General features: G+C 69.2%; 22 protein-coding genes. 12 read left to right on the forward strand and 10 right to left on the reverse strand.

Going from position 1 to position 23264, the window contains the following annotated elements; all coding sequences use genetic code 11:
• Positions 1-218 precede the first annotated feature (218 nt).
• Complete coding sequence (locus ACM608_RS12100) at positions 219-1583, forward strand: D-alanyl-D-alanine carboxypeptidase family protein (RefSeq protein ID WP_419683466.1); 1365 nt, start codon at positions 219-221, stop codon at positions 1581-1583.
• Between the two features lie 85 nt (positions 1584-1668).
• Positions 1669-1848, forward strand: coding sequence for a hypothetical protein (locus ACM608_RS12105; RefSeq protein WP_419683467.1), 180 nt, complete (start codon positions 1669-1671; stop codon positions 1846-1848).
• Positions 1849-1861: 13 nt separating this feature from the next.
• Here ACM608_RS12105 and ACM608_RS12110 read toward each other — a convergent pair whose 3' ends face one another.
• Positions 1862-3049: an MFS transporter gene (locus ACM608_RS12110; protein WP_419683468.1), complete on the reverse strand. Its 1188-nt coding sequence runs from the start codon at positions 3047-3049 to the stop codon at positions 1862-1864.
• 99 nt (positions 3050-3148) lie between these two features.
• Here ACM608_RS12110 and ACM608_RS12115 point away from each other — a divergent pair, with 99 nt between their 5' ends.
• On the forward strand, positions 3149-4666 hold the full coding sequence (locus ACM608_RS12115; protein ID WP_419683469.1) for a phospholipase D-like domain-containing protein: 1518 nt from the start codon (positions 3149-3151) through the stop codon (positions 4664-4666).
• A gap of 17 nt (positions 4667-4683) precedes the next feature.
• On the opposite strand, the gene ACM608_RS12120 is transcribed toward ACM608_RS12115, so the two are convergent.
• The gene (locus ACM608_RS12120; RefSeq protein WP_419683470.1) at positions 4684-5175 is read right to left on the reverse strand and encodes a DUF4440 domain-containing protein; all 492 of its coding nucleotides are present in this window, start codon (positions 5173-5175) and stop codon (positions 4684-4686) included.
• A 92-nt stretch (positions 5176-5267) separates the two neighbouring features.
• Positions 5268-5963: an endonuclease/exonuclease/phosphatase family protein gene (locus ACM608_RS12125; protein WP_419683471.1), complete on the reverse strand. Its 696-nt coding sequence runs from the start codon at positions 5961-5963 to the stop codon at positions 5268-5270.
• 323 nt (positions 5964-6286) lie between these two features.
• Between ACM608_RS12125 and ACM608_RS12130 the strand changes: the two genes are divergently transcribed.
• A complete protein-coding gene (locus ACM608_RS12130) occupies positions 6287-6415 on the forward strand; it encodes an entericidin A/B family lipoprotein (RefSeq protein WP_419683472.1) in 129 nt (42 codons plus the stop codon).
• Positions 6416-6485: 70 nt separating this feature from the next.
• Here ACM608_RS12130 and tatC read toward each other — a convergent pair whose 3' ends face one another.
• From tatC to ACM608_RS12145, 3 genes are read right to left on the reverse strand one after another with little or no spacing between them, the layout of a single operon-like run.
• The gene (gene tatC, locus ACM608_RS12135) at positions 6486-7256 is read right to left on the reverse strand and encodes a twin-arginine translocase subunit TatC (protein ID WP_419683473.1); all 771 of its coding nucleotides are present in this window, start codon (positions 7254-7256) and stop codon (positions 6486-6488) included.
• Entirely contained in the window at positions 7253-7600 is a 348-nt protein-coding gene (gene tatB, locus ACM608_RS12140) for a Sec-independent protein translocase protein TatB (RefSeq protein ID WP_419683474.1), read from the reverse strand. The genes tatC and tatB overlap by 4 nt, the downstream gene beginning before the upstream one ends.
• Before the next feature lie 18 nt (positions 7601-7618).
• Positions 7619-7864, reverse strand: a complete 246-nt coding sequence (locus ACM608_RS12145; RefSeq protein WP_419683475.1) for a twin-arginine translocase TatA/TatE family subunit — start codon at positions 7862-7864, stop codon at positions 7619-7621.
• Between the two features lie 100 nt (positions 7865-7964).
• On the opposite strand from ACM608_RS12145, the gene ACM608_RS12150 reads away from it, so the two are divergent.
• Complete coding sequence (locus ACM608_RS12150) at positions 7965-8195, forward strand: hypothetical protein (RefSeq protein WP_419683476.1); 231 nt, start codon at positions 7965-7967, stop codon at positions 8193-8195.
• A 148-nt stretch (positions 8196-8343) separates the two neighbouring features.
• Here the strand turns inward: ACM608_RS12150 and ACM608_RS12155 are convergent, their stop codons facing one another.
• Positions 8344-9048, reverse strand: coding sequence for a c-type cytochrome (locus ACM608_RS12155; RefSeq protein ID WP_419683477.1), 705 nt, complete (start codon positions 9046-9048; stop codon positions 8344-8346).
• Between the two features lie 171 nt (positions 9049-9219).
• Here ACM608_RS12155 and ACM608_RS12160 point away from each other — a divergent pair, with 171 nt between their 5' ends.
• Positions 9220-10113, forward strand: a complete 894-nt coding sequence (locus ACM608_RS12160) for a prephenate dehydratase (protein WP_419683478.1) — start codon at positions 9220-9222, stop codon at positions 10111-10113.
• A 140-nt stretch (positions 10114-10253) separates the two neighbouring features.
• Here the strand turns inward: ACM608_RS12160 and nudC are convergent, their stop codons facing one another.
• Together nudC and mutY are read right to left on the reverse strand one after the other, a co-directional pair.
• On the reverse strand, positions 10254-11108 hold the full coding sequence (gene nudC / locus ACM608_RS12165; protein ID WP_419683479.1) for an NAD(+) diphosphatase: 855 nt from the start codon (positions 11106-11108) through the stop codon (positions 10254-10256).
• A 1-nt stretch (position 11109) separates the two neighbouring features.
• Positions 11110-12162, reverse strand: a complete 1053-nt coding sequence (gene mutY, locus ACM608_RS12170) for an A/G-specific adenine glycosylase (protein WP_419683480.1) — start codon at positions 12160-12162, stop codon at positions 11110-11112.
• Between the two features lie 26 nt (positions 12163-12188).
• Between mutY and ACM608_RS12175 the strand changes: the two genes are divergently transcribed.
• From ACM608_RS12175 to ACM608_RS12200, 6 genes are read left to right on the forward strand one after another with little or no spacing between them, the layout of a single operon-like run.
• Complete coding sequence (locus ACM608_RS12175; protein WP_419683481.1) at positions 12189-12704, forward strand: DUF721 domain-containing protein; 516 nt, start codon at positions 12189-12191, stop codon at positions 12702-12704.
• Positions 12704-13378: a thioredoxin domain-containing protein gene (locus ACM608_RS12180; protein ID WP_419683482.1), complete on the forward strand. Its 675-nt coding sequence runs from the start codon at positions 12704-12706 to the stop codon at positions 13376-13378. The genes ACM608_RS12175 and ACM608_RS12180 overlap by 1 nt, the downstream gene beginning before the upstream one ends.
• Positions 13379-13389: 11 nt before the next feature.
• Complete coding sequence (locus ACM608_RS12185) at positions 13390-14142, forward strand: DsbA family protein (RefSeq protein WP_419683483.1); 753 nt, start codon at positions 13390-13392, stop codon at positions 14140-14142.
• 22 nt (positions 14143-14164) lie between these two features.
• Positions 14165-17584 carry a chromosome segregation protein SMC gene (smc, locus tag ACM608_RS12190; RefSeq protein WP_419683484.1) on the forward strand — a complete coding sequence of 1140 codons (3420 nt, stop codon included), beginning with the start codon at positions 14165-14167 and terminating at the stop codon, positions 17582-17584.
• A gap of 42 nt (positions 17585-17626) precedes the next feature.
• A complete protein-coding gene (locus ACM608_RS12195) occupies positions 17627-20833 on the forward strand; it encodes a PAS domain-containing protein (RefSeq protein ID WP_419683485.1) in 3207 nt (1068 codons plus the stop codon).
• On the forward strand, positions 20830-21960 hold the full coding sequence (locus ACM608_RS12200; protein ID WP_419683486.1) for an alpha/beta hydrolase family protein: 1131 nt from the start codon (positions 20830-20832) through the stop codon (positions 21958-21960). The genes ACM608_RS12195 and ACM608_RS12200 overlap by 4 nt, the downstream gene beginning before the upstream one ends.
• Here ACM608_RS12200 and ACM608_RS12205 read toward each other — a convergent pair.
• Entirely contained in the window at positions 21873-23258 is a 1386-nt protein-coding gene (locus ACM608_RS12205; protein ID WP_419683487.1) for a UdgX family uracil-DNA binding protein, read from the reverse strand. The two genes, ACM608_RS12200 and ACM608_RS12205, sit on opposite strands and share 88 nt — an antisense overlap.
• Between the last annotated feature and the right edge of the window lie 6 nt (positions 23259-23264).

Below are 23264 nucleotides of genomic sequence, written 5' to 3' on the forward strand. Positions count from 1 at the left end.
GTGCCGGTGCTGGTGCTTCGACAAGCTCAGCACGAACGGAGGGCGGCTTTCGTTCCCGGGAGGACAGGGTTCCGCGTGAACGGTGCTCCGACGAACCGACTCCTATTCGCGGTGAGCCGAGTCGCCGTGCCTCGACTGGCGCAGCCGTTCATGAGACCCTAAGATGTGAAATCCTATATAAAACAACGGGTCGTGCGATCCGCTTGCAGGGGTGTCTGATGCGGGGTTTTGGGGTCAAGGTCGGCTTGTGGATGGCGCTGCTCGGCGGTGTCGTGCCGCTGACGCTGGCCGCACCCGCCGCCGCGGCCGAGATGAAGGTGCCGGGTAAGTTCCTGCGCCCGCATTATGCGGCGATCCTGGTCGACCCGTCGAGCAAGGAAGTGCTCTATTCGAACGCGGCGGACCAGCTGCGCCACCCGGCGTCGATCACCAAGATCATGACGCTCTACATGGCGTTCGACGCGATCGAGGCGGGCAAGCTGTCGCTGAACGACCGGGTGCCGATCTCCCGCTTCGCCGCCTCGCAGCGGCCGTCGCGGCTGGGCCTGGCACCCGGCAAGAGCTTGTCGGTCGATCAGGCGATCCGGGTGATCGCGGTCCAGTCCGCCAACGACATCGCGGTCGCGATGGCGGAGAAGCTGGGCGGGACGGAGCGGTCCTTCGCGACGATGATGAACGCCAAGGCGCGGTCGCTCGGTATGACGAACACCAATTTCGTCAACGCGACCGGCCTGCCGAACCCGGACCATGTAACGACGGCGCGCGATCTCGCCACCATGTCCGCCGCGCTGCTGAAGAACCATGCGCAGCGCTACGCCTATTTCAGCCAGCAGAAGTACCAGTACGAGAAGCAGCTGATCGCCAACCACAACAAGATGCTCGGCCGTTTTCCGGGGATGGACGGCATCAAGACGGGCTTCACCAACGACGCCGGCTTTACCCTCGCCGCCTCGGCGATGCGCGGTGGCAAGCGGCTGATCGCGGTGGTGCTGGGCGAGCCGAGTTCGGCGAACCGCGACCGTGACGTGGGGGCGCTGCTCGACGCCGGGTTCAACGTGCTGAAGAGCCGCAGCATGGGCGCGCCGGAGACGGTGGCGAGCCTGCTCGGCCCGATCTCCCACCCGGCGGTGCGGATGACGGAGGGCGTGATCGAGCAAGGCTCCGCCGACAGCCGCCGTCCCTTCGCGCCAGCGCCCGAGCCGAAGCCCGTCGCCGCCAAGATCGAGAAGGCGGAGGCGAAAAAGGTCGAGCCGGTGAAGAAGAAGCCGGTAGCGGTCGCGAGCAAGAGCACGAAGGCTCCGGCGAAGGGCAAGGCGGGCGAAACCAAGCTCGCCAGCGTCAAGTCCGCGATCGAGGACAGCAAGGCCGCGGAGAAGACCGGGACCAAGGCGACCACCAAGAAGGCTGGCTCCGCCAAGGCGGCCGAGACGAAGGTCGCGGAGAAGGATGCGTCCTCTAAGTCGGGCGGCAAATCCTCCACGACCAAGGAAGCCGCCGCGAAGAGCCCCGCTAAGAAGGCGAGCGCGAAGACCGCCGAGAACGACAAGGCCGCGGACAAGAAGAAGGCGGCGGGCAAGGGCTGATCCGCCCGGAAGACGAGGGGCCGCTGGCGTCCGCGCGAGCATCGCGATATCCCGCGCGTCCATCAATGCCCTGAAAGGAACGGCCATGGCGGAACGGTTCGAACGTCATCGGCAGCCCTGGCGTCCTGACGAGCTCCAGAAGCTTCATACGCTCGCCAAGAAAGGCATGGCGTTGAAGGCGATCGCCAAGGCGCTGACGCGCAGCGAGGAATCGGTCAAGGAGCGCGCCAAGCTCGACGGTCTGTCGATCGCCAAGCTGCACTGACCTATCCTACCCGTCAGGCTCGGGCGTCGATCATCCGACCGCGACGATCGAGCGCGACCGACACGCCGAGGATCACAAGGCCGCCGAGCGCGAGGGCGCAGCCGACATAGCCGGTCGAGGTCCAGCCCCAGCCCGCCGCGATCGCCAGCCCGCCTAGCCAGGGGCCGAGCGCGTTGGCGGTGTTGAACGCCGAATGGTTGAGCGCGGCGGCCAGCGCCTGCGCCTCCCCCGCCACATCCATCAGCCGCGTCTGCAGGAGGATCGCCAACGCGCCGCCGCAGCCGATAGCGAAGATGCAGAGCGACAGGGTCCAGATGTTCGCCGCAAGGAGCGGGAACAGCGCGAGCCACACCGCGCTCCACACCAGCAGAGCGGCGGCGACCGGCATGAGGCCGCGACCGGCGAAGCGCGGCACGACGATGCTGCCCGTCGTCATGCCGAGTCCAAAGACGGCGAGCACCGGGGGCAGGGCAGCGGGCGAGACATGGGTCACCGCCAGCAGGGTCGAGGCGAGATAGGTGTAGACCGCGAATAGCCCACCGAACCCGATCGCGCCGATGCCGAGCGTGAGCCAGACCTGCGGACGGGCGAGCGCGCTCAGCTCGCGCAAAGGGCTGGCGGTGCGGGCGGCGGTGTCGCGCGGCGCGAAGGCGGCGATCATCGCGACGGTCAGCCCGGCGAGGATCGCGACCACGCCGAAGCCCCAGCGCCAGCCGAGCGCCTGGCCAAGCCAGTTCGCCGCCGGCACGCCGATGATCGTCGCGACCGTCAGGCCCAGCATCATGCGGCCCACCGCCTGAGCGCGCATGTTCGGCGGCACCAACCCCGCCGCGACAAGCGCCGCAATCCCGAAATAGGCACCATGCGGCAGGCCGCTGAGGAAACGCGTGACCAGCAGCATGTCGTAGGACGGGGCCAAGGCGCCGAGGCCGTTCGCCAGACCGAACATCGCCATCAACAGAATCAGCAGCCACCGCCGCGACAACCGCGCGCCCAGCACGGCGAGCAAGGGCGCGCCGATCACCACGCCAAGCGCATAGGCGCTGATGACATGCCCGCCGGTCGGCGCGTCAATGCCGAGATCGGCCGTGAAGTGCGGCAGCAGGCTCATCGCCGCGAACTCGGTGGTGCCGATGGCGAAACCGCCGACGGCAAGCGAGAGGTGGACGAGCCAGACTGGGATGGTACGCGCTACGATCATCCCTCCCATCTATGCTGCACTGCAGCAACGTTGTCACCTGCCCCGTTGATCCATTCAGGCGCGCCCGCTACCCAGCCCTGACCAACAGTGGAGCCGGGCTTGAGCGACGAACTGCAATCCCCCTTCCGCCCCGGCGAGAATTGCTGGCGGATCGAGAAGGCGGAAAGGTTCGCCGTGATCGTCGATGCGGACGATTATTTCCGCGATGTCCGCGATGCGATGATGGCGGCCGAGAAGCAGATCACCATCGTCGGCTGGGACTTCGACCCCCGCATCAAGCTCGATCCCGACAAGAGCGGAAACGGCGTTCCGAACACGCTCGGCGCCTTCATCCCCTGGCTCGCGAACCGCAAGCCGGACCTGTGTATCCGCATCCTCATCTGGAACATGGGCGCTTTCAAGCTGCTGCTACGGGGGGCGGCGGTGCTGACGATCCTGCGGTGGAAGATGCATAGCAACGTCACCCTCCGCTTCGATTCCCAGCATCCGATCGGGGCAACCCACCACCAGAAGATCATCGCGATCGACGATTCGCTCGCCTTCTGCGGGGGCATCGACATGACGGTGGACCGCTGGGACACCAGCGACCATGCCGATCACGATCCGCGCCGGCGCGGGCCGCTCGGCTTCCCCTACCCGCCCTGGCATGACGTGACGGCGGCGGTGAACGGGCCGGCGGCGGTTGCCTTGGCGGAACTCTGCCGCGACCGCTGGGTAGCGTCCGGCGGGGAGCCGATCGAGCCGGTGCCCGATCCCGAGCCCGGCCGCTGGATCGAGGGCCTGCCCGCGCTGATGACCGACACCACCGTCGCGATCGCGCGGACGCGGCCGGCAGGCGGCGCGGAGGAGGTGCGCGAGATCGAGGCGATGTTCCTCGACCTGATCGGCAGGGCGAAGCGGTTCGTCTACGCCGACAACCAGTATTTCGCATCGCGCCGCATCGCCGAGGCGATCGCGAAGCGGCTGGCGGAGCCCGGCGGGCCGGAGGTCGTGCTGGTGAACCCGGAGAGCGCGGATGGCTGGCTGCAGGAGCAGGCGATGGGCACGGCCCGCGCCGAGCTGATGCGCGCGCTTGCCGAGATCGACGTCGAGAAGCGGTTCCGCATCTACACGCCGGTGACGCCAGCGGGTGTCCCGATCTACGTCCACGCCAAGGTGATGATCGTCGACGACCTGGTCCTGCAGGTCGGATCGGCGAACATGAACAACCGCTCGATGGGCCTGGACAGCGAATGCGACGTGGCGGTGAGCGGCGACGAGCCGGCGATCCGCGCCCTGCGCGAACGGCTGATGGCCGAGCATCTCGGCGTCGAGCCGGCGGAGGTGGCGCGGGTGATGGCCGAGACCGGATCGCTGATCGCGACGGTCGAGGCGCTGCGGGGTGAAGGCAAGACGCTCGTTCCCTTCGAGCCGCCCGCTTTGTCCGGCTTCGCGCGCGCGCTGGGGGCCAGCGAACTGCTCGACCCGGAATCGGCCGAGGAGCGGTTCGAGCCGCTGTCGAAGCGCGGCCTTTTCCGCCGCCGCGCCTGGTGGCGGCAGCTCCACCGCTGGCGGCAGGAGCGGAAGGCGCGACGGCCGTTGCGCACGGCGGCGCGGCGATTCCTGGGACGGCGCTGAGCCCGAGCGAGCGGGGCTCAGGGACGCGTGATGATCGTCGCCTGCCGTGCGGTAAGCTTCCAATCGTCACCGACCTGCTTCCAGAGGTCGGTGAAGCGGCGGTGCACAGCGGCAGCGGAGAGCCCGTTTTGCCCCTTCCGCACCACGATCTCTTCGCCCATCAACAGCACCATGTCGCCGCGTCGGCCGGCATATTCGATCGTTCGATCATAGCGCGAATAGCTGATCTGGCCGGCGGCGCTGCGTCGGCCGGTTGCGCCCCGCACCGACACGCCATTCTGGGGATTGTTGACGGCCAGATCGTCTGCAAGCAGGGCGGCGAAGGCAGCATGGTCGTCCGTCACGGCCGCCCGGTCGAGCTTGCCGACGGCGGTCAAAGCTGCGGCGATGCGATCGTCCTTCGCGGCTGCCTCAACATCCGGATTGCTGGCCTTCCAGTCCGCCGCCGCCGGCGCGGAGACAATCAACGCCGAGACAAGCAGCACCCCCTTCATCAGCCGATCGCGCATCGCCCTTCTCCTGCCATTCTCCGGCAAGCTGCCATCGAAGCCGTCGCGCGTACAGAGCCGCGCGAACCTGCCATCTCAACGATGCGCGATACTCATGCCCTGAAACTCATCCGCGCCCAGACCGGCAGGTGGTCCGACGCGATCCGCGCCAGAGCGGAATGGTGCGAGCCCGCCGCCTCGACGCCCAGATCCCGGCTGACGATGATCCGGTCCAGCCGGGCGAGCGGGCGGCGGGCGGGGAAGCTCTGGCCGGTCGCGGCAAAGTCGTAGCCGCCGCCGAAATCGGCGAGGCAGCCGCGATCGGCACGCCATTCGTTGAGGTCGCCCATCATCACCGTCGGCATTACCTTGCAACCGGTGAGGATCTCCATGATCGCGCGCGCCTGGCGTCGGCGAAACAGGCCGGAGAGGTCGAGGTGCATGCCGATCACCCGCAGCGGCCTTCCTTCAACCTCCAACTCGGCCATCACGGCACCGCGCGGTTCCAGCATCGGCAGGGTCAGCGCGCGCATCGCCGTCACCTCGATACCGCGCCGGACGAGGATGCCGTTGCCGTGCCAGCCGAGGCTGCCCGGGCGCATGTCGAAGGGCACCGGCACGTAATGGGTCCGCTCGGCGATCATCGCCGGAGGGAGCGCCGCGAGCCGCGCGCCGAAGCGGCGGTCGATCTCCTGAAGAGCCACGATGTCGGCGTTCATCTCCAGGAGGACGTCCAGGATGCGATCGGGGCGGCGGCGGCGATCCGCGCCGATCGCCTTGCGTATGTTGTAGCTCGCCACCGTGATCATGCCTTCCGAACCCACTCTGTTGGCCTCGGTTCAGGAGGCGCAAAACTTTTTCGAATATTTTCGAAAGACCCGGAACTCCTGTCGACAAGGGCCGTTCTACACTTCGGACAGCGACCTTTTGCCCCCCCGCTCTCGCTGTTCAACAACATGGGCCCGGCAGCATCGACCTTCCCCCCGGCGATGCTCCCGGGCCCGAAACTGTTCTGGGGCACCTCACCAACGCATTTCACCACATCTTCGTTGCCCCGGCGGAACCAACCCGCCGAGCGGGCATTTACCCGCCGCAGTCGCGCCTCCGCGCGGCAGGGTTTCAGGAGAGTAAGATGGTTCGCAAGATCGTGGCCGTGGCGCTGGTTGCCGGTTCGCTGGTTCTGACCGCGTGCAACACGGTCGATGGCGTCGGCAAGGACGTGTCCTCGGCCGGCAGCGCGGTGTCCGACGCCGCCAAGTAACAAAAGAGAAGAGGGTGCCGAAGGGGCGTCGCGGTCAACGCGGCGCCCCTTCTCTGTTCAACCTAGTTTTCTATTCGGCGGCGGCGGCCTGTTCGCGCGCACGGCGGCGCTCGGTGAACCAGATCGCAATCAGGGTGATCTCGTAGAGCAGCACCAGCGGGATCGCGAGCATCAGCTGCGACACCACGTCTGGCGGAGTGAACACGGCGGCGATGATGAACGCGGCGACGATCGCGTAACGCCGCGCCGCCTTCAGCTGCAGGCGGGTGACGAGGCCGGCGCGCTCCATCAGCATCAGCAGCACCGGCATCAGGAAGGCGATGCCGAACGCCAGGATGAACTGCATGACGAGCGCGAGATAGTCGCCCATCGCCGGCAAAGCCTCCTGCCGAAGCCCGCCGGAGACACCCTGATAGCCCAGGAAGAAGTGGAACGCGGTCGGCATCACCACGAAATAGGCAAGAGACGCGCCCATCAGGAACAGCACCGGCGTCATGATGATGAACGGCAGGAACGCCCGCTTCTCCTTGGCATAGAGGCCGGGGGCGACGAACGCCCAGACCTGCGTGGCGATGACGGGGAAGGCGAGGAAGAAGGCCGCGAACAGCGCGACCTTCACGTTCACGAAGAACGCCTCGTAGAGCTTGGTGTAGACGAGCTTGCCCTGCCCCGGCCCGAACGCCTCGGCGAGAGGGTGGACGAGGATCGCGAAGATCCGGTCGGCGAAGTAGAAGCAGATGCCGAAGCACAGGAACAAAGCCGCGATAGACCAGAGGAGGCGGCGACGCAGCTCGATCAGATGGTCGAGCAGGGGCGCGCGGGTGTCGTCGATGTCCTTCACGGCAGCGGGCGGGGATCAGGCGTCATCGGCGGCCGGGCCTCACCATCTGCCGGCGGCGGCAGGGCTTGCGTCTCGACCGGCTGCATCGCCTCGGGCGGGATCGATTCCGGCGGATGCTCGCGCATGATCCGCTCGTTCTCCGCCTTCCAGCGCGCTTCCATCTCCTCCAGCTCCGCCTCACGGATCATGGTGTCGATGCCGGAGCGGAAATGACGGGCCATGCCCCGCGCACGGCCGACCCATTGCCCCACCACCCGCATCGCGCGCGGCAGGTCCTTGGGCCCGATCACCACCAGCGCGACGATCGCACATAGCAGCAGCTCGGTGGGAGCGATGTCGAACATGTCGGCCCGGCGATCAGGTCAGACGTGCGGCCGGTCGTCCTTCATCGGCTGCAGATTGGGATCGCGGTTCGGCTCCAGTGGCTCCTGCTGCTGCAGGCGCGGCGCGGGACGCTGCGCGGGCTCGTCCTCCTCCGCCATGCCCTTCTTGAAGCTCTTGATGCCCTTCGCCACGTCACCCATCAGATCGGAGAAGCGGCCCTTTCCGAACAGCAGCAGGACGACGACGCCGACGAGCAGCCAGTGCCAGAGGCTCAACCCACCCATCACAGATTCTCCAAATAGCGCGTGGGGCTGATCTAGGCTTAAGCGGCGCGGGCCGCAATGCCGGGGCACTTTTCCCTCCCGGTGCGTTGGATCGCCCACGATGACGACCGACGGCAAGGAACTGGTGGCCGCCGTTCGCGCGGCGGCGCGGCGGCACAACTCGACCTGGGAGGCTCTGGTGCCGACCAGCTTCCTGATCAACCTGGAACATGAGGCGGCGGAAGAAGCCGCCTATGCCGAGATGGCGGCTGTGAAGCGCCGCCTGCGCGATCATATCTGCGAGACGTACGGGATCAGCATCAGGGAGCTGGCGAGCTTGGCGTCGGCCTGATCTAATCCTCCCCCGCCAGTAGGAGGTGGCGCTGCAAGCGACGGAGGGGGAGGGCGGCAGCTACCTCAACAGTAAACCGCCTCCCTTACCTCCCCCTCCGTCAGGCAAGCCTGACACCTCCCCCTTGCGGGGGAGGATGGAAGAAAGCTTATTTCTCCTGCGCGGCGGTGCCCGCAACCGCAGGCGCGGCCTCGCCGGAGATGTTCTTGCTCGGCTGGGCGGCGGCGCCCGCCTCGGTCTGGACCGGCTGTTCCTTGGCGGGGCCTTCGGCATCGGCCGGAGCACCCGTCGTCGGACCCGCTGCCGCCGCATCCTCGGCCGGGGCCGCAGGCATCGGCTTCGGCGCGTCGCTATGCTGGTTGAGGAAGGCGATCACGTCGGCGCGATCCTCCGGCTTCGAGAGGCCGGCGAAGGTCATCTTGGTGCCGGGCGCGAACTTCTTCGGGTTGTGCAGCCAGTCGGACATGTTCTGCCAGTCCCAGGTGCCGCCCTTCGACTTCAGCGCGTCCGAGAACGGGAAGCCGCCGGCACCCTGGCCGATGCCCTCGCCCAGCACATTCCACAGGTTCGGGCCGAGCGCATTCGGGCCACCCTTGTCGGCATTGTGGCACGCGGCGCATTTCTTGAACACCTGCTCGCCCTTCGCCGCATCGGCGTTGGCGAGATAGAAGGCGATCGGCTTCTCAGCCGCCTCGCCGCCGGCACCGGCCTCTTCCTCGACACCCTCGACGACATAGCCCATCTTCTCGGGCCGCTCGGCGTGGAAATATTCTCCGCTGACGATCGACAGGCCGAGGGCCACGATGCCGCCCGCCAGAACCCAGCCCGCGATCGTATTCGTGCGGTCGTCCATGCCCCCGAAACCTCCTGAAGCGCGGATGTTTTCCGCGCGAAGTCAACGCGGGCTCCCTTTAAGGAGCCGCGCCGCGCACCGCAAGCGGCCCTAGCCGCGAACGACTCGCAGAAAGTTCGCAACGCACGGGGCATTGTCCTGATCCGCTTTGGACCTTAGGCGCACGCGGCGATGGAGAACTTTCCCCCCAAGGCCCGCACCCTCGTGGCCGAGATGAGCGCCGCCGCCGCCGCCGAGCCAGCGCGCACCGTTGCGTTCCAGGGCGCGCCGGGCGCCAACTCGCATCTGGCGGTGTCCGAGCATTTCGCCGACCCGCTGCCCCTCCCTTGCTTCGCATTCGAGGATGCGCTGGACGCTGTGGCGAGCGGGCAGGCGGCGTTCGCGATGATCCCGATCGAGAACTCGCTGCATGGCCGGGTGGCGGACATCCACTTCCTGCTGCCCGAATCGGGGCTGTCGATCGTCGCCGAGCACTTCCTGCCGATCCGGCATTGCCTGCTGGGTTTCGCGGGCGAGCCGGTGCGTGAGGCGATCAGCCATCCGCAGGCGCTCGGCCAATGCCGCCGCTGGCTGCGTGAACGGGAGATCACGCCCGTCCAGTTCGCCGACACTGCCGCTGCGGCGGGCAAGATCGCCGACGGCAAGCACCCGGGCGTTGCGGCGATCGCGCCGAAGATCGCCGCCGGGTTGTACGGGCTGGACGTCATCGCCGAGGATATTTCCGACAGCGACGACAACACCACCCGTTTCGTGGTGCTGGCGCGCGAGGCGCTCACGCCGCCGATCGGCCAGCCGAGCATGACCACGCTGACATTCGAGGTGAAGAACGTGCCGGCGGCGCTCTACAAGGCGATGGGCGGCTTCGCGACCAACGGCGTCAACGTGACCAAGCTGGAAAGCTACCAGCGCGGCACCAGCTTCGCCGCGACCGAGTTCTACGCCGATATCGAAGGCGATCCCGCGCAGGCGAACGTCGCCCGCGCGCTGGAGGAGCTGGCGTTTCACACGAAATGGGTGCGGGTGATCGGCAGCTACCAGCAGGCCCGGCCGAGGACAGTGGTGTAATCTTTCTCCTCCCCCGCAAGGGGGAGGTGGCGCCGCAGGCGCCGGAGGGGGAGGACGGCGGTGTCCGTAGCCTTCCTGTCCTCCCCCTCCGCCAGCCCCCGCTTACGCGAGGGCTGCCACCTCCCCCTGGCGGGGGAGGATCAGGAGGCTAGCCACCGTTCGAACAGGCTGTACGCAATCGCGTGCGGCGGTGGCGCGATGAAGGGCGCGTCCGGGTCGCCCGCGAGCGCCGCCGCGACGCCTGCGCGATCCACCCATTTCGCGTCCTCAAGCTCGGTGCGGTCGATGGTCAACGTGTCGTCCGCCACCGGCGCGATGCAGGCCAGCATCAGCTGCGACGGGAACGGCCAGGGCTGGCTGGCGACATAGCGGACGGAGGTGGCGCGCACCCCCGCCTCCTCGTGCAGCTCGCGGGCAACCGCCTCCTCCACCGACTCGCCCGGCTCGACGAAGCCGGCGAGCGCGGAGTAGCGGCGGGGCGGGAACATCGGCTGACGGCCGATCAGCACGCGGCCCTGATGCTCGGCCAGCATGATGACCACCGGATCGACGCGCGGGAAATGCTCCGCGCCGCAGTCGCCGCAGCGGCGACCCCAGCCGCCCCGGAACGGCTCGGTCCCATGGCCGGATCGAGCACAGAAACGATGCCGCGCGTGCCAGTCCACAAGGCTGCGCGCGCCAGCGTAGAGCGACGCATCCGCTGGCGAGAGCGCGAGCACCGCTTCCCAGCGTGCCGGAGCGGGCGGCGGCGCGGGGTCGAAGCGGACGAAGCGCGGCGCGCCATCCTCATAGCCGAGCAGGCCGAGGCTTTCCGGCCCAAGTCCATCCGGCACTGGCGTCCAGGACAGCCGCCCGTCCACCACCACCGGATCGAGTCCCTCCAGGTCGAGGAGCCGCGCGTTTGGGTCGGCGAGTGCGCGGGCGATCGCCTCGGGATCCTGGCGGATCGCGTCCGCGCGGTCGATCGTCGCGCCGGTAAAGCCGATGGGTGTCACCTCACACTCCTTCCCTGATCCCGGCCGCCGCCTTGGCGAACACGGTCGGCAGCCCCGCCTCGTCCAGCCGGTCGATCGGCCACCATTCGTCACCCGAGAGCGGGGGTGAAGGCGACAGGTCCGACGCGCGGGCCAGCGCCAGATCCAGCGAGAAATGGGTGAAGACGTGGCGCACCTGCCCGTCCAGCACCCGCCAGTCGCCGGGCACCGGCGCGCCCTTGATCCCCGGCGGCGCCTCGACCCACGGCCCGGTCGGCAGCGCCCGCATTCCCCCCAGCAGGCCCTTGTTCGGGCGGCGGCGGAGGAGGACGCAACCGTCTCGCTCCGCCCAGAAGGCGGTGCCGTAGCGATGCGGACGTGTCGCCTTCACCGCCTTTTTCGGGAAAGCCGCAGGCTCGCCCATCGCCCGTGCCGCACATCCTTCGGCTATCGGGCAGAGCAGGCATTTCGGGCTACGCGGGGCGCAGATCGTGGCGCCGAGGTCCATCATCGCCTGCGCGAAGTCGCCCGCGCGGGTTTCGGGCGTGAGGCCATCCATTAGCGCGCGGAGGCGGGGCTTGGCGGCGGGCAGCGGCTCCTCGACGGCGAAGAGGCGGGAGACGAGCCGCTCGATGTTCCCATCGACCACGACCGCTCGCCGCCCGAACGCGATCGCGGCGATCGCGGCGGCGGTATAGGCGCCGATACCGGGCAGCGCGCGCAGCCTCTCTTCCGTATCCGGGAAGCGCCCGCCATGCTCGGCCGCGACGATCCGTGCGCAGGCGAGCAGGTTGCGGGCGCGGGCGTAGTAGCCGAGGCCGGCCCAGGCGGCCATGACCTCGTCATCAGGCGCGGCGGCGAGCGCCTCGACCGTCGGCCAGCGCCGGGTGAAGGTCGCGAAGTAACCGCCCACCGCCGCCACCGTCGTCTGCTGCAGCATGATCTCCGACAGCCAGACGCGGTACGGATCGGCCAGCGGCGCACCCGGCGGCGCGCGCCAGGGCAGGCTGCGGGCATGGACGTCGTACCAGGCGAGCAGGCGGGTAGATTCGGATCGCGCGCTATCGACGGCCATCCCGGCGCTATGGCATGGAGGCTGCGATGAAGAAACCGACCCCCCGCCGCCGCAAGGCCGAGGATGCGCCGCGCGCCGGCTATGCCCGCGCCGTGTCCGAGATGGTGCCCACCATCGGCGGGCAGGCGTTCCGCCGCTTCGGCTTCGTCCAGTCCTCGGTGGTCAGCCGCTGGAAGGAGATCGTCGGCGAGCGTTATGCCGAGGTCACCGCCCCCGAATCGATCCGCTTCCCGGCGGGCGCGAAGTCGGGCGGAACGCTGACGCTTACCGTGGACGGCAGCCACGCGCCGATGATCCAGCATGTCCTCCCCTCGATCACCGAGCGGGTGAACCGCTTCTTCGGCTATCCGGCGGTCGCCCGCGTCACCATCCGGCAAGGCTCGATCCGCCCCGCCGCCAAGGTCGCCAAGCCCGAGCCGAAGCCGGTGCCCGAGGAGCTGGGCGACAGCCTTCGCGCCATCGCCGACCCCGAACTGCGCGCCTGCCTCGAAGGTCTGGCGCGCGGTCTCGCCGGCAGTTCCGGCCTGCCCCGGATCGGCTGATGCGCGCGCTCCTCGCCTTCATCCTGCTCTTGTGGAGCGGTGCCGCCATGGCGGCGCAGCGCGACTGGACGCAGGTGGTCACAGTCAGCCCGATCGGCGGCTTCATCCAGGGCAACCCGAACGCCCCGGTGAAGGTGGTCGAATACGCATCCTATACCTGCCCGCATTGCGCGCATTTCTCCGGCGCGACGCTCCCCCGGCTTCAGCAGAGCTATGTCCGGGCGGGCCAGGTCAGCGTCGAGTTCCGGAGCGCGGTGCGCGACCGCTACGACTTCATCGCGGCCGTGCTGGCGCGCTGTGCCGGGTCCCAGGGGTTCTTTCCGACGACGGCCACGCTCTTCGCGCGGCAGGGTGACTGGATGGTCGCGGCGAGCGACTATGAGGCGGGGGCGGAGGTCAGTCTCGACGCCCTGCCGCCCAAGCAGCGCGCCGCCGCTCTGGTGAAGGGCAGCGGCGTCGGCGCGATGGTCGCCGCGACCGTGCCGGCCGCCAAGGCGCAGGCCTGCCTTGCCGACGACCGCATCAGCGACGCGATCGGCAAGCTCAGCGACGATGCGTGGAAGATCCGCAAGATCCCCGGCACCCCCTATGTGCTGGTCAACGACGTGCCGATTACCGGTGTCGCCGACTGGCCGGAACTCGAAGCCCGTATCGGGCAGATCCTGAAGAAGTGAAGAGGTAGAGCGTGCGCCAGTCCCATGTGAAGCTTGCCGCCCCGTTCGCCCTCGCGCTGGCGCTCGCCGCATGCGATTCGGGCGACAAGCCGGCGGAGGGGAACAGCGCCGGCACGACCGCCGGCACCGTGCCCCCACCCGCCGGGCAGGACTGGACCGAGACGGTGGTCGCGACCGAGGACGGCGGCTTCCTGATGGGCAATCCCAACGCCAAGGTGAAGCTGGTCGAATACGGTTCCATGACCTGCCCGCATTGCGCGGAATTCGCCACCCAGGGCGTGCCCTCGATGAAGGAGCGGTACATCAGGACGGGCCAGGTCAGCCTGGAATTCCGCAACTTCGTCCGTGACGGGACCGACACCGTCGCATCACTCCTCGCCCGCTGCGCGGGGGCGGAGCCGTTCTTCAAGCTGACCGAGCAGATGTATGCCGATCAGCCCAACTGGATCAAAAAGGCCATCGACCTGCCCGAGGCGGATCGCGAGCGGATGAGCAAGCTGCCGACCGAGGACCAGCTACCCGCGCTGGCGGCGGCGCTCGGCCTCGACCAGTTCATGCGGATGCGCGGCATCACCAACGACCGCGTCAAGGCGTGCCTGAACGACGAGGCGGCGGTGAACAAGCTGCAGGCGATCAACCAGAAGGCGATTAATCAGTACAAGATCAACGGCACCCCCGGCTTCCTGATCAACGGGGAAACGGTGGAAGGCGTCTACAACTGGGAGACGCTTGAGCCGCGCATCCAGGACGCGCTCGGCGCCTGATGGATAGGTCGGGGGGCCGTTCTTGCGCATCCGGCGGCTGAAGCTCGCCGGGTTCAAGAGCTTCGTCGAACCCGCCGAACTGCATATCGAGCCGGGGCTGACCGGCGTCGTCGGGCCGAACGGCTGCGGCAAGTCCAACCTGTTCGAAGCGATCCGCTGGGTGATGGGCGAGGGTTCGCCGAAGTCGCTGCGCGGCGGCGGCATGGAGGACGTGATCTTCGCGGGCACCAGCACCCGCCCGGCGCGCAACTTCGCCGAGGTGCAGATGCTGGTCGAGGATGCCGGCGGCGTGCATGGCCCCGGCGAGATCGAGGTGGTGCGGCGCATCGAGCGGGGTGCCGGCTCCGCCTACCGCCTGAACGGCCGCGACGTGCGGCAGAAGGACGTCGCCCTCCTCTTCGCCGATTCCGCGACCGGAGCGCATTCCCCTGCCCTTGTCAGCCAAGGCCGTATCGCCGCCGTCATCGCCGCCAAGCCGCAGCAGCGGCGCGAGATGCTGGAGGAGGCGGCGGGGATCGCCGGCCTCCACGTCCGGCGCAAGGATGCCGAGCAGAAGCTGCGTGCGACCGAGGCGAACCTCGTGCGGCTGGACGAGGTGATCGGCGACATGGAGGCGCGGGCCAATGCGCTCCGCCGACAGGCAAAGGCGGCGGAGCGGTACCGGCAGCTTTCAGAACGTATCCGTGTGGCCGAGGCGCGGGCGATCTTCGCCCGCTGGCGCGAGGCGGCGGAAGCGGCGGACAAGGCGAAGAAGGAGGCCGAGGCGGCCGAGGCCCTCGTCGCAGTCACCGCCGAGGCGCAGCGCGATGCGGCGGCGCTGGCGGGCGAGGCGGCCCGGGTGCTGGCCGATGCGAGGGCCTGGGCCGAGCGGGCGCGGGAGAATGCGCTGGCGCTGACCCACAAGCTGCAGACGTTGGCGACCGAGCGGCAGACGTTGACCGCGAGGCTTGACCAGCTGGCGGCATTGGCCCGCGATCTCGCCGCCGACCGGGAACGCGAAGGCGCGCTGGCCAATGACGCGGCGGCGGCGCTGGAGCGGCTGAAGGATGAGCAGGCCGCGCTCGAAAGGGCGATCGTCGAGGGCGAAGCCGGGCAGGTCGCGCAGAAGGAGGCGCTGGCCGGGGCCGAACGGACCCTCCGCGATGCCGAGGTCGCCTTGTCGCAGGCGCTTGCGGCGCAAGCCGCCGAACAGGCCGACGCGCGCGTCGCCCGCGCCGCCGCCCAGTCCGCTCAGGAGCGGCTGCGGCGGGCAGAGGCGGAGGTCGCGCGCGTGGAGCAGGAGCGCGCAGCGATCGGCGACCCAGCCCCGCATGAGGCGGGCCGGATCGCGGCGACGGAAGCCAAGGCCAAGGCTGCTCTGGACAGCGAAGCCGCGCGTGAAGCGATCGCCGTGGCGGAGCGGGATCGCGAGGCGGCGGCGAGCGCGCGCGAGGCGGCGGAAACCGCAGTGGCGGCAGCAAACGCGGCTCTTTCCGCGCTCCGATCCGAACGCACCGCGCTGATTCGGGTCGTGGAAGGCGGCAAGTCTTCGGCCGATGCGGCGCTGTCCCGCCTCACGGTGAAGCCGGGCTACGAGCGCGCTCTGGCGGCGGCGTTCGGAGACGATTTGAACGCGAGCATCGGCGGCAGCGGCGAGCGGCGCTGGGATGGAGCGGCGATCTCCGGCGATCCGGCGCTTCCGACCGGCACGACCGCGCTCGCCGATGTGGTGACCGCCCCGCCCGAACTCGCCCGCCGCCTCGCACAGATCGCCGTCGTGGATAGCGACGACGGACAGCCGCTCGCCGCCGGACAGCGGCTCGTCACGCGCGACGGCGTGTTGCGCCGTTGGGACGGCTTCCGCAGCGCGGGCGAAGGTGCCGCCGCTGCCGACCGCCTGATCCGTGCCAATCGCCTTGCGGAGATCGACGCCGCCCTGCCCGCCGCCGAGCAGGCCGCGACGAAGGCGCAGGCCGAGGGCGCCGCCGCTCGCGAGGCGGTCACCGCCGCTGGACAGGCCGCCGCCGCTGCACGCACCCGCCTCTCGCAGGCGGAGGATGCCGCCCGTCGCGCCGCGCGTGAGGAGGATGCGGCTCAGGCGGCGATCGATCGCATCGCGGTACGGCGCGGCGACCTCGCCCAGCGCGCCGAACGGGTGACCGCCGATCTGGCCGAGGCAAAGGCGGAGGCGGATCGCACCGCCGCCGCCCTCCTCGCCCTCCCCGACGATTCCGCCTCCCGCGCGCGCGTCGACGCACTGAACGCAGCCGCGCGCCATGACCGGCAGAAGGTCGCCGCGCTGTCCGCGGAACTCGCCGCGGCGGGTGAGCGCATCCAGCGCGCGCGGGATCGGATCGCCAACGCGAAGGGCGAGGCGACCGGCTGGCGCACTCGCGCTGGTGACGCCGCCCGCCGCACAGCCGAGATGGCCAAGCGCATCGAGGCGGCGGAGGCGGAGGCCGCACGCCTCGCCGACCGCCCGGATGCGCTCGCCGCCGAGATCGCCAGGGTCGAAGCGGAGACCGCCAATGCGCGCGGCAAGTCGGATGCCGCCCGTGCCGACGAGACCAAGGCGGAGGTCGCGCTTCGTCAGGCCGAGGAGCGCGCCGCCAAGGCGGGCGAAGCCTTCGCCACCGCCCGCGAGGCCCGCGCCGGCTGCGCCGCCCGCGCGGAATCGCAGGAACAACGCCGTGTCGAGGCCAGCCGGCTGTCGGGCGAGCGTTTCGAATGCCCGGCCGTCGTCCTGCCCGAGAAGATCGGCTTCCCAAGCGCCGAGGTGGGCGATGCCGCCGCCGAACAGGCCGCGCATGACCGGCTCTATTCGGAGCGCGACCGCCTCGGCCCGGTCAATCTCGTCGCCGACACCGAACTGGCGGGCCTGGAGGGCGAGGCGACCCGCAACGCCGCCGAGCGCGTTGAACTCGGCGAGGCGGTGAACCGGCTGCGCGGATCGATCGGCAGCCTCAATCGCGAGGGCCGCGCCCGCCTGCTCGCCGCCTTCGAGGCGGTGGACGGCCATTTCCGCCGCCTGTTCACCACCCTGTTCGAAGGCGGGCAGGCGCATCTGGAGCTGATCGATTCGGACGATCCGCTGGAGGCGGGGCTGGAGATCATGGCCCAGCCGCCCGGCAAGAAGCTCGGCTCCCTCACCCTCCTGTCCGGCGGGGAGCAGGCGCTGACCGCCGTCGCGCTGATCTTCGGCCTCTTCCTGACCAACCCAGCGCCGATCTGCGTACTGGACGAAGTCGACGCGCCGCTGGACGACGCGAATATCGAGCGTTTCTGCGACATGCTGGACCGGATGACGCGGGAGACGGAGACCCGCTACCTGATCGTCACCCACAATGCCGTGACGATGAGCCGTATGCACCGCCTGTTCGGCGTGACCATGATCGAACGCGGGGTCAGCCGCCTCGTCTCGGTGGATCTCGGCGGCGCGGAGAGACTGCTCGCGGCGGAGTAAGCCGTTGATGACTTGGGCGCTCTTGCCGCTTATCATCCCGATATGAGCACCACGCTGGAGCCTGTCGCCGATCCCGTCCTCGCCGGAGGGATGAAGCAGGCGATCGCGGATTTCGACTGGGCGACGACGCCGCTCGGCGACATGGAAAGCTGGCCGCAGTCGCTCCGCACGGCCGTCGAGATCATCACGTCGGCGCGGTTCGCGATGTGCATGGCCTGGGGGCCGGAACTCACCTTCCTCTACAACGACGCCTATGCGCCGATCCTCGGCGCGCGGCATCCATCTGCCCTGGGGCGGCGCCTTCCCGATATCTGGCCGGATGTGTGGCCGGACATCGTCGCGCCGGTCGAGGCGGTGATGGCCGGGGAGTCCGTCGCCTTCGAGCGCCTCCACCTCGTCATGACGCGAAACGGCTATGACGAGGATACCTGGTGGGACTTCGCCTACAGCCCGCTTCGGGACGAGAGCGGTGCGGTTGCCGGTCTGCTGGACGTCGTCATGGACGCCACGGCGACCGTCCTGAACGAACGCCGGCTCCAGCAGGAACAGGTTCGCCTGACCGAGAGCGAGCGACGCTTCCGCGCGCTGGTCGATGCCTCCGCGGAGGTGATCTACCGTGCGAATGCCGAGTTCGACGCTATTCAGCACCTCGACGGGGTGGCTTTCCGGCCGGGTGCCGACAAGCCGCTGACGCACTGGATCGACACCTTTATCCATGAGGACGATCAGGCGCTCGTCCGCGCCGAGGTCGAGCGTGCGGTCGCCAGTCGCGAGGAACTCACCGTAGAGCATCGCATGCGCAATGCGGACGGATCGACCAGCTGGATCCTGTCCCGCGCCATCCCGATCATCGGCGACGATGGCGGGGTGGTCGAGTGGTTCGGCACCGCCACGGACGTGACGGCGGCGCATGCCGCGCGCGACGCACTGGCGAGCAGCAAGGAGAAGCTGGAGCTCGCGACCCAAGCCGCCCGGATGGGGCAGTTCGATTATTGGCCGCAGACCGGCGTGCTCGAATGGGACGATCGCTGCCGAGCCTTGTTCGGCCTGACGCCAGGCGCGCCGGTCACTTACGAGAGCGCCTATGTCGCGGGCCTGCACCCGGACGACCGGAAGCGCGCGACGGAAGCGGTGGTGGCCTCGCTCGACCCCGCCGGCAATCACGTCTTCGACACCGAATACCGCACGATCGGCATCGAAGACGGCGTGTTGCGACACATCCATGCGCAAGGCGTGGTGCTGTTCGACGGCGACCGCGCGGTGCGGCTGATCGGCACCGTGCAGGACGTCTCGGCGGAGCGGCAGCGCGAGGCGGCGCTTCGCGAAACGGAGGAGCGGCTCCGCCTTGCCAACCGCGCCACCAACGATGCGATCTGGGACTGGGATTTGCTGGGCGACCACGTCCTATGGAACGAGGCGATCCGCAGCGGCTATGGCCATGACCTGCCCGACGGCACGTCCGATGGCGGCTGGTGGATCGAACATATCCACCCCGATGATCGCCCGCGTATCGACCGGAGCATTCATGCCGTGATCGAGGGGGGCGGCACCGAGTGGCGGGACGAATACCGCTTCCGCCGAGCCGACGGCAGCTATGCGGACATCAAGGACCGGGGATCGCTGATCCGCGATGCGGAGGGCCGCGCCGTCAGGATGATCGGCGCGATGCTCGACCAGACCGATCGCAAGGACATAGAGCGCGAACTCGCGGAGGTCGTCGAGGAACGCACCCGTGAGCGCGACCAGATCTGGCAAGCGACGCCCGACATGCTCTGCGTCGCCACCTTCGATGGGCATTTCCGCGCGCTGAACCCCGCCTGGGAGGAGACGCTCGGGTTCAGCGAGGCCGAGCTTGTCGGCCAGCCGTTCATGAAGTTCGTCCACCCGGACGATGCCGAGGCGACCAGCGCGATAATGAGCGGCCTGGTGGCGGGGCAGAGCATTTTCGGGTTCGAGAACCGCTATCGGGCGCTCGGCGGGCGATATGTCTGGCTCAACTGGAATGCGGTGCCGCGCGGCGACCTCATCTACTCCGTCGTTCGCGACGTCACGGCGGCGCACGAACAGGCGGATGCGCTCGCCGCGGCCGAGGACCAGCTGCGCCAGGCGCAGAAGATGGAGGCCGTGGGCCAGCTGACCGGCGGCATCGCCCACGACTTCAACAACATGCTGACCGGCGTGCTCGGCTCTCTGGAACTGCTGCGCCGCTACATCGCCGAGGGCCGCAGCGACCGGATCGACCGCTATATCGAGGCCGCCGCCACCTCGGCCCAGCGCGCCGCCGCGCTTACCCAGCGGCTCCTCGCCTTCTCCCGCCGCCAGTCGCTCGACGTGCAGCCGGTCGACGTGAACGCGACCGTCCGGGGGATGGAGGACCTGCTGAACCGCACGCTCGGCGAAGCGACGGCGCTGCACCTCGATCTCGATCCCGACGCCTGGGCGGCGGTGACGGATGCGAACCAGCTGGAAAGTGCGCTCCTCAATCTCGCGATCAACGCGCGTGACGCGATGCCGGCGGGCGGACGGCTCACCGTCAGAAGCACCAACGTGACGCTGGACGAGGCGGCCGTCCGCTATCTGGACGACGTCACGCCGGGCGATTACGTGGCGATCGCGGTTGCCGACACCGGCATGGGCATGAGCGAGCAGGTCGTCGCCAAGGCCTTCGATCCGTTCTTCACCACCAAGCCGATCGGCCAGGGCACCGGGCTCGGCCTGTCTATGATCTACGGTTTCGCGCGCCAATCCGGCGGTCATGTCGGCATCGATTCGGCGCTCGGCGCCGGCACCACCGTCACCCTGTACCTGCCGCGCCATGCAGGGGAGGTCTCCTCGGCTCCGCCAAGCGTGGTCGGCCCGATGCCGGCCGGCAGGGGCGAGTGCATCATGGTGGTGGAGGACGATCCCGCCGTCCGGATGCTGATCGTTGATGTGCTGGAGAACCTCGGCTACGACGTCATCACTGCGGCGGACGGACGGCAGGCGATCGCCATGCTGGATGAGCGGCCAGCCATCCGCCTGCTCGTCACCGATGTCGGCCTGCCGGGCGTGAACGGTCGCCAGGTCGCCGCCCATGCGCGGGAGAAGCTGCCGGGGCTGCGCGTCCTCTTCGTCACCGGCTATGCCGAACAGGCGGCGAACCGCGCAAGCTTCCTGGTGGAGGGGACGGACATGATCCTGAAGCCTTTCCCCCTCGACATCCTCGCCGCCAAGGTTCGCGAGATGGTGGAGGGCGCCGCGACCGCGTGATCGGCGCGCTGGCTCTCGCTCTGCTCGCTGTCGCCTCGATCGGCGAGATGCACCGCGTGACGCAGCAGCCGAGCGGAAAGGTCCGCGACGCGCGCCAGGCCACCAGCCTGCGCGTCACCGCCTGGTATCGCGCAGCAGCGGGCGCGCGGGAGACCTCGATCGACATCGGACCGTCCGGCCGTCCGTTCTTCGCCCTCGGTCCGGTGGCAATGGACGGGGCCTTCGCCGACGGGGTCCGCCGGCCGGTCATCCTCCTCTCGCACGGTTTCGGCGGATCGGCGCGCGCGATGGCCTGGTTCGGAAAGGCGCTGGCCGGGCGCGGCTATGTTGTCGTCGCCGTCGATCACCCCGGCAACAATGGCATCGATCAGATGACCGCGCCCGGTGCGGCGTTGTGGTGGGAACGCGCGGAGGATCTCAAGCTCGCTCTCCGCGCGGTGGCCGCCGACGCGGTGATCGGCCCGCATCTCGACACGCGGCGGATCGGCGTCGCCGGCTTTTCGCTCGGCGGGCTGACGGCGCTGATCGCTGGCGGCGCGCGGGTCAGCCCGGAGAATGTCGAGCGGTTCTGCCGCGAGCGGCCGGACGATGGCATCTGCCGCCCGCAGATCGAGTTCGCAGTAAGCGCCGCACAGGCTCGCGACGTGTTCGAAGATCCCAAGCTGAAATCCGAAACCAACGACGCGCGCGCCGATCACTCCGTGCCAGGCGTGCGGGCGGTCTTCGCGATGGCGCCGGTGGTCCAACCGCTCGATCCCGCCAGCCTCCGCCGCTTCGGCAAGCCACTGTCGATCGTCGTCGGGGCGGATGACGTGACGGTGCCGGCCAGGACGCAGGCGGAGGTCGCCAAGGCGCTGGTGCCCGGGGGCGAAGCTGGAGCTGCTGCCCGGCGTTACCCATTACAGCTTCCTCGGCCTCTGCACGGCGGAGGGGCGGCGCGCCGAACCCGCCTGTCGGAACGCGACGCGGCAGGAGGAGGCGCACGCTGGCGCGATCACCGCCGCGCTGGCGCTGTTCGAGGGCGCGCTTCGGTAACCGTCTACGCCACGGCCGCCTGCCGGATGTCCTCGACGAAGCGAGCGAACTCCTCCTCCGCCGCCGCCTTGTCGGGCAGGCGTAGTAGGTAGCTGGGATGCACCGTCACCCAGGCCTTGCCGCCATCGGGCAGGTCATGCGGACGCCCGCGCATGCCGGAGATCGTCACCACCTTGCCGAACAGCGACCGCGCCGCAGTGGCACCCAGCGCCACCGTCACCGGCGGGCGGATCAGCACGCGTTCCTGGTCGATCCACCAGCGGCATGCGTCGATCTCCGGTCCCTGCGGCTTGGAATGGATGCGGCGCTTGCCCCGCTGCTCGAACTTGAAGTGCTTGACGGCATTGGTGACGTAGACGGTCGATCGGTCCACCCCCGCCTGCGCCAGCGCGCGATCGAACACTTGGCCCGCCGGTCCGACGAAGGGCTTGCCCGCAAGGTCCTCCTGATCGCCCGGCTGTTCGCCGACGAACATCACGCGCGCGTCCACCGGTCCTTCGCCGAAGACGGTCTGCGTCGCGTCCTTGTAGAGGTGACAACGCGTGCAGCCCGCCGCCTCTTGCCGGAGCGCCGCCCAGGCACCTTGCGAGTTGCCGCCCGCCACCGCCGCGATTTTTTCTTCCGCCGCCGCGATCATCCCGCTCTCCCGCGCCTGCGCATTGGCGATCAGGCCGGGGACAAGGGCGGTCTCCGGCATGTTCTTCCAGTACTTCTTGGGCATTTCCTTCAGCATCGCGCCGACCTTCACCCGCGCCGGGTTGAAGATCGATGCGTAATAGGTGCGCCATGTGTTCTCGACGGGATCGCCCTCGGGCGCGTCGCCTTTGGTCGCACCCGGCCCTTCGGTCAGCGTCGCGCCGTCCCAATGCACCGACACCTCCGGCGTTAGGATCGACCAGCGCATCGAGGCGAAGCGGCGCATGAAGAAGCCTGCATTGGCGCGGACGATGTGATGCTCGGGCTCGAACCAGGCGACGAAGCGCGGGCCCTCCTCATCGGCGACCTCGCGGAAGCGGAGGAAGGCGCGCATCTTGTGGATGTCGCGGCGGACCTGCTTGGCGAACTCCTCCAGCCGCCGGCGCAGCGGATCGGCTGCGTCGGCGATCAGCCCCGGCTCGGCGCGCAGCCGCCAAAGAAAGGCGTAGAGGAGCGCGAAACGCTGGGGATCGGAATGCAGCACGACGTCACGTGCAAGATCGACAAAGGCGCGCGGCACGGAGAACTGCCCATCGGCCGGCGCCTCCCGCACCGCCTCGTCGGCGAAAAGATCGCCGTTATCACCCGCCTGCCACACGACGTCGCCCGGCGGAACCGCCGCCAAAGCGAGGCTGCGGGCGGCATCGCGCCACCCCTCGAAGTCATCCTCGGCGGCGAGGTGGACGGCCCGCATCTACGT

The organism is Sphingomonas sp. ID0503 (genome assembly GCF_048565625.1).
Lineage (GTDB): Bacteria > Pseudomonadota > Alphaproteobacteria > Sphingomonadales > Sphingomonadaceae > JBLZUR01.

What these genes read in the sequence shown, in the direction of transcription:
- ACM608_RS12100 (WP_419683466.1), top strand. Translation starts at nt 219, where the DNA reads ATGCGGGGTTTTGGGGTCAAGGTCGGCTTGTGGATGGCGCTGCTCGGC.
- ACM608_RS12105 (WP_419683467.1), top strand. Translation starts at nt 1,669, where the DNA reads ATGGCGGAACGGTTCGAACGTCATCGGCAGCCCTGGCGTCCTGACGAG.
- ACM608_RS12110 (WP_419683468.1), bottom strand. Translation starts at nt 3,049, where the DNA reads ATGATCGTAGCGCGTACCATCCCAGTCTGGCTCGTCCACCTCTCGCTT.
- ACM608_RS12120 (WP_419683470.1), bottom strand. Translation starts at nt 5,175, where the DNA reads ATGCGCGATCGGCTGATGAAGGGGGTGCTGCTTGTCTCGGCGTTGATT.
- ACM608_RS12125 (WP_419683471.1), bottom strand. Translation starts at nt 5,963, where the DNA reads ATGATCACGGTGGCGAGCTACAACATACGCAAGGCGATCGGCGCGGAT.
- ACM608_RS12130 (WP_419683472.1), top strand. Translation starts at nt 6,287, where the DNA reads ATGGTTCGCAAGATCGTGGCCGTGGCGCTGGTTGCCGGTTCGCTGGTT.
- tatB (WP_419683474.1), bottom strand. Translation starts at nt 7,600, where the DNA reads ATGTTCGACATCGCTCCCACCGAGCTGCTGCTATGTGCGATCGTCGCG.
- ACM608_RS12145 (WP_419683475.1), bottom strand. Translation starts at nt 7,864, where the DNA reads ATGGGTGGGTTGAGCCTCTGGCACTGGCTGCTCGTCGGCGTCGTCGTC.
- ACM608_RS12150 (WP_419683476.1), top strand. Translation starts at nt 7,965, where the DNA reads ATGACGACCGACGGCAAGGAACTGGTGGCCGCCGTTCGCGCGGCGGCG.
- ACM608_RS12155 (WP_419683477.1), bottom strand. Translation starts at nt 9,048, where the DNA reads ATGGACGACCGCACGAATACGATCGCGGGCTGGGTTCTGGCGGGCGGC.
- ACM608_RS12160 (WP_419683478.1), top strand. Translation starts at nt 9,220, where the DNA reads ATGGAGAACTTTCCCCCCAAGGCCCGCACCCTCGTGGCCGAGATGAGC.
- mutY (WP_419683480.1), bottom strand. Translation starts at nt 12,162, where the DNA reads ATGGCCGTCGATAGCGCGCGATCCGAATCTACCCGCCTGCTCGCCTGG.
- ACM608_RS12175 (WP_419683481.1), top strand. Translation starts at nt 12,189, where the DNA reads ATGAAGAAACCGACCCCCCGCCGCCGCAAGGCCGAGGATGCGCCGCGC.
- ACM608_RS12180 (WP_419683482.1), top strand. Translation starts at nt 12,704, where the DNA reads ATGCGCGCGCTCCTCGCCTTCATCCTGCTCTTGTGGAGCGGTGCCGCC.
- ACM608_RS12195 (WP_419683485.1), top strand. Translation starts at nt 17,627, where the DNA reads ATGAGCACCACGCTGGAGCCTGTCGCCGATCCCGTCCTCGCCGGAGGG.
- ACM608_RS12205 (WP_419683487.1), bottom strand. Translation starts at nt 23,258, where the DNA reads ATGCGGGCCGTCCACCTCGCCGCCGAGGATGACTTCGAGGGGTGGCGC.